A 7,529-nucleotide genomic window follows, 5' to 3' on the forward strand; every position below is an offset into this window, starting at 1 on the left:
CGCTTCGCGCAGTCGACAGTCCGAAAGTGCGGACATTCGGACAGCCTCATGTCCGAACCGCGACTAAATCAGTGTTTCCCTAGCTGTCGGGCGACGACGAGGCCTTGAGCTGCCGGCGCTCCTTGTTCAGCGCGATATAGAGGCTCACGCACATCAGCAACAGCAGCACCACGAAGGGCAGCCCCGTGGAGATCGCACCGGCCTGCAACGCGTCCAGTGCCTGCTTGCCGCCGCCGAACAGCAGCGCGCCGGCGATCATGCCTTCCATCACCGCCCAGAACACGCGCTGCGCGACCGGGGCATCCAGCTTGCCGCCGGCGGTGATGCTGTCGATCACCAGCGAGCCGGAGTCCGACGAGGTCACGAAGAAGACCAGGACCAGCACGATCGCGACGAAGGACGTGATCAAGGTCCACGGAAGCTGATCCAGCATGTGAAACAGCGACAGCGACACCTTGTCGATGCCCTCGGCCAGGGCACCGGTGCCGTTGACGGCCTGCTCCAGGCCACTGCCGCCGAATGCGGCCATCCACAGGACCGTAACGGCGGTGGGCACCAGCAGTACGGCGGTCACGAACTCCCGGACCGTGCGGCCGCGCGAGACGCGTGCGATGAACATCCCCACGAACGGTGACCAGGACACCCACCAGGCCCAGTAGAACACCGTCCAGCCGTGGTACCAGGTTTCGTCCTCGCGCCCGACCCAGTTGGACAGGGGAACGACGTTGGTGATGTAGGCGCTGGCCGTGGTCAGCACATCCGCAATGATGCCGAAGCCGGAACCGACCGCCACGACAAACGCCAGCAGGACGATCGCGAGCATCATGTTCAGGTTGCTCAGGAGCTTGACGCCGCCATCCAGTCCCCGGATCACCGACAGCACCGCCACCGCGGTGACGCCCGTGATGATCGCGATCTGCGTATTCAGCGTCGCCGGGACGTCGAACAGGAAATGCAGCCCGCTGGCGGCCTGTTTGGCGCCCAGTCCCAGCGAGGTCGCCAGACCAAAGATGGTCGCCAGCACGGCTAGGGTATCGATGACATGACCCGGCCAGCCCCAGCAACGCTCACCCAGCAACGGATAGAACGCCGAGCGGATGGTCAGCGGCATGTTCTGGTTGTAGGCGAAGAAGGCCAGCGCCAGACCCACCAGCGCGTAAATCGCCCATGGATGCAGACCCCAGTGGTACATCGTGGCGCCCAACGAATTGCGGATCGCCTCCGGCGTACCGGGTTCGACATTGAGCGGCGTGCCATACCAGTCTGTGTAGTAGGCCAGCGGCTCCGCCACACTCCAGAACATCAGACCGATGCCCATCCCCGCTGCGAACAGCATGGCGAACCAGGACACGGTCGAGAACTCCGGCCTGGCATCCTCGCCGCCGAGGCGGATCCTGCCGACCGGCAGGAAGATCAGGCTGAGGCAGAACAGCACGAAGATGTTGCCCCCGACCATGAACAGCCAGTCGAAGTTATTGATGGCGAAGGCCTTGGCGCCGCTGAGTGCCGCCGAGGCCGGATCGGGGAACATGATGGTCCCCATCACGAAAAGAACCACGAGGGTGGCGCTGAAGAAGAACACCGGGTTGTGCATGTCCAGGCCGAGGAACTGCACATTGTTTTCACCAACGGAGTGGTCGGTGTCGTAGGTTGTCGAATCTGACATTTGCGAATCCTCCTGTCGCGTTTTGGCGGTGGGATGATCGCTATCGCCCCTGGGGCGAGAACGTGCGGCCGGGTGCCGCGTCAGCCGAGGAATGGCTAGAGATAGAAATCCATGGAGACGTAGAAGGCGTCGAAGTCACCTTCGCCCACCAGGCCGTTACGGTCAACAAAGCCGGTCTGGCCCAGGTATTCGACATAAACCCAACCGGGCCCGTAGTCGTAACTGAAACCGGGGCTGTACGAATAAACCGTGTCGGCGGATGAGCCGTCGGTGTCCGGATTGGCCGCATGGGCATCCAGGTACCAGAACCAGTTGCCCTGCTTGTAGCCCAGCTCCAGGCCCGCGCGCTGGTTGGCGACCTCATCCGGAAGCGCAGGATCCGTCGCCAGAAAGACGTCGGGCAGCTCGCGCTGCGCATCGATGAATTCGGCCTTCACGTAGAAGTCGTCGAACCGCCCATGGTAGTGCAGGGCGACAGCATGATGCTGGCCGTCGACTTCCTGCTCCATCATCGGAACCAGCGCCTGTAGACGCCCGGCCTGCGCGGAGATCGACACCGTCTGGTTGTCGGTCAACGGAAAATCCACGTTCCCGACCACCGTCTGCACCTTGCGATACGTGGTGGAGGAACCCCAGTGACCGTTATCGTCAACGGTGTCGGTGCTGGTCTCACCCCAGTCGTCCGCATGGTAGTAGGCGAGCTGGTAGCCAACACGGCTACCGGACACGAGCTTGACGCCCACATCCATCTGATCTCCATAACCGGCCTGCAGGCCATCTCCGGGCCAGAAGTTCACGGTCTTCCAGGCGAACGGCACCTGGCTCTTGCCGACGATCAGCTTGTGCGTCGGGGTCAATTCGAAACCCACCCAGGCCTTGTGAAGCGTGAACGTGTCCCCGGTGGAATTGTTGGCGGAATCAGTAAAGCTGCCGGGCCCGATTCTCAATTCGGCCGAGTAGCTCCAGATGCCTTCATCGTCGTCCGCGGCGCCATCGGCGTAGATGATGAGCGCCTCGTCGGCGATGTCACCAAAGGTTTCCTCGTCACGCGTGTCGTCCATGACATAGCGATAGTTCGCCCAGACCCCCGCCGACAGCGTGGATTCCGCGATCGAGGCTCCCGGATGCAGCAAGGCCACGGCGCCCATCATGCTCAGCGCTGTCCATTTCATCGTCTCTCCCTTGGACGGACGCCGATACAACGCACCAAATCACGATCCCCAAATCAGGCTGTTCGGCATCTCGTCAAACATGTTGAGGGCAAAGACCCTACCGAATCGACGTGCGAAGTGCGAATCAGGCACAGTCCCCGAATCCCGGCAGGACAGACGGAGAACGAAGATGGAAGCCTGGGTAGAACGCGCCCTAGCCAAGTGGCCAAACGTGCCTCATCTCTATGGCTGGGTTCACCTGGACCGCAAGGGTCAATGGTCCCTGAAGGGTGAACGCGTCGATCGGCCCAAGCTGGTCGACATGATTCGGCACAACTACGCCGCGGACGACCGGGGGTGCTGGTATTTCCAGAATGGGCCGCAGCGGGGCTATGTCAGTCTGGAGTACACGCCACTGGTGGCCAGGGTGGATCCGGATGGGCGCCTGCGCGTGCAGACCGACCAGACGGTCAGGGCGATCCGACGGGTCCTGCTGGACGCCGACGGCTCCATCGTGCTCGACACGGAGCTGGGCGCCGCGACCGTCGATGGTCCCGATCTGGACTGGGTGCTCGCGGGCCTGACGCCCGCGGCGGGTGAGGGCGATCTGGAAACCGCACTGGAGCGGGCCATGGCCGCCGGGGACGGGCAGCCAAGCGGCCTGACATTCTCCTGGAACGAACAGACGCTGGACGTGGAACGCGCCGATGCGGCTTCCATGCCCACGCTGCTGGGATTCGTGCGCGACCCTCAACCGGACGACGCATGAAAAAGGCCGGTCCAGGGACCGGCCTTTGAACACGCACGAACGATGTCAGATGCGTCGGCGGCGCATCAGCAACCCGGCGCCCAGGAGCAGCATGACCAGCAGGTCACGCCAGGCGAACGCACCGCCGCCCGAGACGCCACCGTCGGCCCCGCCGCCGGTGCCACCACCCGATCCTCCGCCGGAACCACCACCGGAGCCACCACCGTCACCCACGGCGCAGCCGTACATCTTCACATCGTCGACGAACCAGCCCAGATTGCCGTTGCAACCGTCCTGACCGAAGTCCCAGCGAAACTGGACGGTGTCACCGGAGGCCGCCAACTGGGTGAGATCGATGATGGACGTGCCCCAGCTTCCGGTCGCCTGACCCTGATCCGAGCCGAACCAGGACACCTCACCCGCGAGCGGGTTGGTGTTGGTGGAGGCGGCGGCCAGCGTACCGTTGTAGGGGTTGTGCATGAACGCGTCGGACGGCACGACGGTGAACGCTCCACCGTTGATGCTGTACTTCAGGTTGCCGCCGTCGTATTCGGCCTCCGTCTGCACGAAGTGGGTGAATTCGAAATAGGCATCCTCATCGCCAACGGTAAGCACCGGCGAATCCATGGAGAAGCTGCCGGAAATGTCGCCACCGGCGGCGCAGGTGCCCTCGAGCGAGTCATAGGCAAACGCGGCATAGGCGGATCGCTCGTCCGGCACGTCGGACGACAACTCCCACGCCGTATCCGGAAACGAATCACCGGTCCCGTTGCTCGCGAGCGTCCAATCGGCAGGGAAGGCACCGGATTCGAAGTCCTCGCTGAACGAGGCCGATGGGGATTCGCCATCCGGGCAGACCGAGGGCGTTTCGACCTCGGCGGCCAGGACCGGCAGGTAGCCGCACTTTTCCGTGGGATCGAGGCGCATTTCCACCGCATCCATCGCGATGGCCACCGCTTCGCAATCCGCGGCCTCGATCACCTCGCCGGACACGGCACCGAAGATGTCGTTGAGCGGCTGGCCGATCAGATCCGCGCAGGACATCTCCAGCGCGTCGGCATGCTGCGCGAAATTGGTCGTCGGCGTCTGGTAGTTGTACTGCGCATGGAAATAGATGTGCGCGGCCTTGATCATGCCGATGGCCGGGATGTCGTAGCCGTTGAAGGACTTGCCATCGACCAGCATCGCGAACGCATGGTTGGGGACGCCGGAGTTCGTGTGCACGCCGCCGCCGTCGCCGGTTCCGCAGAAGTAATTCTCCGACGTGATCACGCTGCCGGGGGAGGGCGTCGACAGGATCGGAATGCCCAGCAGCGGAACGTTGACGCCAAAGTTGTCCGGATCCCACATGTCGCGAAGCAACAGGCCTGCGGCCACCTCGCTGAGGTCTTCACCCAGCACCCAGCGGGAACCGCCATCCTCGAAGTAGTCGCCCTCCGTGAGCGTCACGCCCAGCGGCCCTTCCTGGCCATTGATCAGGTCGTACATCTCACCAAAGATGTCGGAGTAGGACTCGTTCAGCGCACCCGACTGATACTGGTACACCAGCCCGTGCGTGTACTCGGTGTACCCATGGCTCCACTCGTGGCTGACGACATCGTCCGCGTCGAAGCCCGGACAGTAGTTCGTCGAAGTACCGTCCCAGTAGGCATTGGGGCAGTTGGCGTTGACCAGGTAGACGCTGCGCTGGACCTGTTCCTCCGGCGCCGTCGCGCCGTGATCGTAGCCAGCATAGCCAAACATGTTCTCGTAGAGCTTGTAGGTGCCGCCCGCAAACACGTAGAGATTGCTGGTCGGTGCCCCGGGAACGCGCGAAGAACCCGTCACGTCGCCGGCAAATTCGGGGTCGGACGGTGCCAGCGCGCTGCCCTCGGTAAGCACGGGCGGCACGTCCAGCGTCGGCGTGTAGATCTCGCGGTTCAGCGAACGATGGATGCGGTCGATCCGGTTGAGCACGACGCCGGTGTGTGCGTCGATGAAGATCTGCTCGCGCACCGGGTCAGCGGCGCGACGATAGGCGTCGACCACGTTCACCTCGTAGGCCAGATGATTGCTGCCCGGCAAACCCTGCAGCAGGCCGGTGCGATAAATCACCAGCCGCGACGAAGCGATCCGGGGATTTGCACCAGGGTGGTGCTTGCGGGTGAGCGCGAGCGCCGTGGTCTCGATGTTTGCGGTGGCCTTCGTCGGTGCGACATCCAGTCCGTTGAGCCCCTCGAGGAACACGCCGCTGACCCCGGTGGCACCGATCTCGTCCAGATGCACCACCATGCGGGCGCCGAACACGGGGATGCCCGCGTGGAACTGGTCCAGATGCACATGCGTCCGGCCCGCGCCGTCGACGGACAGCCGGTTCAGCTTCAGCTGCTCCGACGGGGAATCCACGCCCATGACGCCGCCAAATTCCGTCAGGAACGTGGTCGCGCGTTCCACCGGTTCCAGTGCGTTGTCGATTGCCAGCAACGGCCGGTCGCCCGTCGCGATGACCGCGGAGTACTGTTGCCTGGGGCGGACGACCTGATTGATCGCACCTTCGGTGGCGGTGGTCAGCCGGTCCATCAGCTCGGGGCGAGATGCCCCTTGCGTGGAAAGGGAGACGGAAAACAGCAGTGCGCCCGCCAGCGCGGACGACAGATGAGTACGGTTCATGGGTTCCCCTGAGACAGCGACCTGCCAGCGGTATCGCGGCAATGTCGCTTGTGGATGCCAAATCGCCGGCGACTGTAGCAACATACGTGCCGTTAAGGCAGCGTAAACAACAGCGCGTGGGAGGAAAACACCGCCGGCTGAGCGGCGACCCTGCACAGGCATGGATCGAGAATCCCATACCTGGCACGCTGATTGATAGGCACGCTGCCTGGCCTGCGGCCAACGACTTTCCTGGGGATTTCCGTGAACAAGACCTTCGCTCTCGGCGCGATTGGCGCCGTCGCTCTGTCCATTGCGCTGAGCCTGACCATCCGACTGCAACCCGAACCGGAGGCTCGGTGCCCCGCCGGGATGATGCTGACCGACCCAGTCACCTACGCCCGCGAGTTCCAGCCGCATCTTGATGAGGCAGGCGTGCGGGCACTGCGCGAACGCTTTGGTGACCAGGCCTGCCTGGCCCGCAAGCATCCGGAGCCATTCGCCGAGATTCAGAAGGCGCAGCAGGCACGCTCGCCCGGCGTGGGTCAGGTCGCACCGGGCGCATTCCGCGCCGCGGTTGACCGCAAGCGGGCGATGCTCGAGCGCAAGGCGGTTGCCAATGCCGACTCCGAATGGGAGGAGTATGGCGTCGGCGTGCTGATTACCAACGACAACCGCTACGGCACTGCCGGGCAGGGCATCCCCAGTTCGATGGGCCGCGTGGACAGCTTCGCCTACGACCCGGAGGCGAACCGCCTGTTCGCCCTGGTCGGGACCGGTGGACTCTGGATGAGCGAGGCGGACACCGTCACCGCGCTGGGTGATTTCTGGGTTCCGATCGGCGACACCCTGCCAACGCTGTCCAACGGCGCGGTGGAATGGATCGCGGCCAAGGGTGAACGACCGGGCCGCCTGGTGGTGGTGTCCGGCGAGCATCTGATGGGCGGCACGACCTACACCGGGCTTGGCGCGTTCTGGTCCGACGATCTCGGACAGACGTGGCAGCAATCCACCGGCGTACCGGACGGCGCCCTCGGGTTCGAGGTGGCCGTGGATCCGACCAACACCGACGAGGTCTACGTCGCGACATCACAGGGCCTGTTCAAGTCCTTCGACGCCGGCGAAACCTTCACCAACGTCAACCTGCCGGTCTCCGACGACTGTGCCGGCGTGACCGGCTACGGCGCCTGCCAGTTCGCAAACTTCGTCACCGATGTGGTGATCAAGCAACCCGGCGGGATCACCGACGAGGCCGGTGGTGAGGTGCTGGCCGCGGTGGGCTACCGCGCCGGCAAGGCCGTGTTCCCGGACGGCACCGTCCATTCGCCGGGCAACG

4 protein-coding genes and 1 pseudogene are annotated in these 7,529 nt (G+C 64.1%); 2 read left to right on the forward strand and 3 right to left on the reverse strand.

Annotated elements, in window-relative coordinates:
* Positions 1 to 79 precede the first annotated feature (79 nt).
* Together ABNS06_RS17375 and ABNS06_RS17380 are read right to left on the reverse strand one after the other, a co-directional pair.
* Positions 80 to 1,666 carry a BCCT family transporter gene (locus ABNS06_RS17375; RefSeq protein ID WP_348675869.1) on the reverse strand — a complete coding sequence of 529 codons (1,587 nt, stop codon included), beginning with the start codon at positions 1,664 to 1,666 and terminating at the stop codon, positions 80 to 82.
* A 95-nt stretch (positions 1,667 to 1,761) separates the two neighbouring features.
* The gene (locus ABNS06_RS17380; protein ID WP_348675870.1) at positions 1,762 to 2,838 is read right to left on the reverse strand and encodes a hypothetical protein; all 1,077 of its coding nucleotides are present in this window, start codon (positions 2,836 to 2,838) and stop codon (positions 1,762 to 1,764) included.
* A gap of 169 nt (positions 2,839 to 3,007) precedes the next feature.
* Between ABNS06_RS17380 and ABNS06_RS17385 the strand changes: the two genes are divergently transcribed.
* Positions 3,008 to 3,586 (forward strand): DUF2946 family protein, encoded by a 579-nt coding sequence (locus tag ABNS06_RS17385; RefSeq protein ID WP_348675871.1) that lies wholly within the window; start codon positions 3,008 to 3,010, stop codon positions 3,584 to 3,586.
* 45 nt (positions 3,587 to 3,631) lie between these two features.
* Here the strand turns inward: ABNS06_RS17385 and ABNS06_RS17390 are convergent, their stop codons facing one another.
* The gene (locus ABNS06_RS17390; RefSeq protein ID WP_348675872.1) at positions 3,632 to 6,214 is read right to left on the reverse strand and encodes a M4 family metallopeptidase; all 2,583 of its coding nucleotides are present in this window, start codon (positions 6,212 to 6,214) and stop codon (positions 3,632 to 3,634) included.
* Between the two features lie 243 nt (positions 6,215 to 6,457).
* On the opposite strand from ABNS06_RS17390, the pseudogene ABNS06_RS17395 reads away from it, so the two are divergent.
* Positions 6,458 to 7,529 (forward strand): annotated as a pseudogene (locus tag ABNS06_RS17395) (hypothetical protein); the annotation flags it as partial.

Origin of the sequence: uncultured Abyssibacter sp. (assembly GCF_964000955.1) — a bacterium.
GTDB lineage: Bacteria > Pseudomonadota > Gammaproteobacteria > Nevskiales > OUC007 > Abyssibacter.